General features: G+C 42.3%; 2 protein-coding genes. One reads left to right on the plus strand and one right to left on the minus strand.

What is annotated here, in order from left to right; all coding sequences use genetic code 11:
* Positions 1-209: 209 nt before the first annotated feature.
* The gene (locus GY33_RS0118715; RefSeq protein WP_031388784.1) at positions 210-710 is read right to left on the minus strand and encodes a hypothetical protein; all 501 of its coding nucleotides are present in this window, start codon (positions 708-710) and stop codon (positions 210-212) included.
* An 86-nt stretch (positions 711-796) separates the two neighbouring features.
* On the opposite strand from GY33_RS0118715, the gene GY33_RS0118720 reads away from it, so the two are divergent.
* Positions 797-1102, plus strand: coding sequence for a hypothetical protein (locus GY33_RS0118720; protein ID WP_031388785.1), 306 nt, complete (start codon positions 797-799; stop codon positions 1100-1102).
* The last annotated feature ends 154 nt before the right edge of the window (positions 1103-1256 follow it).

Raw genomic sequence — 1256 nt, forward strand, 5'->3', positions numbered from 1 at the left:
AACCCCGAAAGTTGAGTCAATTAGATATTCAGCCCATTCATCGGGACCAAACCCAAGCAGTGCGCAGATGGCAATAAAAAGTGAGCCAGTAATCTTGCCGAAAAACGAACCCAAAAATGACTTCATAGAAATTAAAATACCTCAATCGGAATTCTTTGTGTCGCTACGCTCAAAGCAGCTGCGCGGTACGCGTCTGCTGCCTTTGCTTGTTATATGCCATTATACGAATACCTCAAATAGAATGAGAAAATTAAACAAATAAAGCCAATTGCCGCTATTGGACCTTTAGGCGAACCAACTAAAAATGTTGTAAGAAATCTAAAAGGAGCAGCTATTCCCAATTTTGTTAAAAAATCAAAAACAGCACTAAATGCAAAATTAAATCCGGCAATAATGAAAAAAACAGCAATTAGTAATGTTCCTATAAGTAGCCATATTGCATTTTCATCTATATAGCGACTAAGCACAAAGAACCCAACACCAACAGCAATTTGAATAAGCGAAATCAACACATGAAATAGTTTCCCTTTAAACTCGCTAAACGCTTGAATAACGTCAGCATCTATCCTTTCTTGCATACCTTGAAAGTAAGTCTTGATATATGCATTAGCTTTCTCTCTAAAACTATCGGATATAAAATAATCCAGCCCCATTAGAATGGTTGCTGCAAATTGCCATTTCATAATTAGTAAGTTTTGTTCAGGTGTCATCAAATCTCCAAAGGCATATAACGGGCCGGGGCAGTCAGCCCCGGCCCGTTCCCGCGACGCGGATGCGTCGCGGGAACAGCGGTATTATGCGGAACTCACAAAATTCTGCCCCCCAAATTCCAGACCCTACCTCCTACCAATTCCAGGTAGAACCCTTCAACAAAAAACTAAATATTAATCAATTATTTCAAAATTTTAAAATATGCAACCCAACTTTCTCTCGACGCCGAAGTCAGCATTATGCCTTCTCCCGCGGTCAGCTTTATGCGGCAGCCATAAATTCATTCAAAAAGCGGGACATAAAGCCAACCTCGGAGGAAATGGTGGACGCATCCGTGACCATTTTTGACGATGAGGAGCAGGCCTTGAAGGGAGCATTACGCATTTTTTGATGAGCCTCACCCTTTTAGGCCGCCCCTTCAGGGCTGGATAAAAAATCTCATTGATATCCCAGGGCGTTGCCCTGGGCTGTACTTGTTCCGCCCTTTCAGGGCTTGATTTCAGCCCCAAAGGGGCGACATGTTATATACTCAACTTTCGGGGTTG

The sequence above is a fragment of the Desulfonatronum thiodismutans genome (assembly GCF_000717475.1).
In the GTDB taxonomy this organism is placed as follows: Bacteria; Desulfobacterota; Desulfovibrionia; order Desulfovibrionales; family Desulfonatronaceae; genus Desulfonatronum; species Desulfonatronum thiodismutans.

Coding starts and splice junctions, on each gene's coding strand:
- GY33_RS0118720 (WP_031388785.1), top strand. CDS start 797: ATGCGGAACTCACAAAATTCTGCCCCCCAAATTCCAGACCCTACCTCC.
- GY33_RS0118715 (WP_031388784.1), bottom strand. CDS start 710: ATGACACCTGAACAAAACTTACTAATTATGAAATGGCAATTTGCAGCA.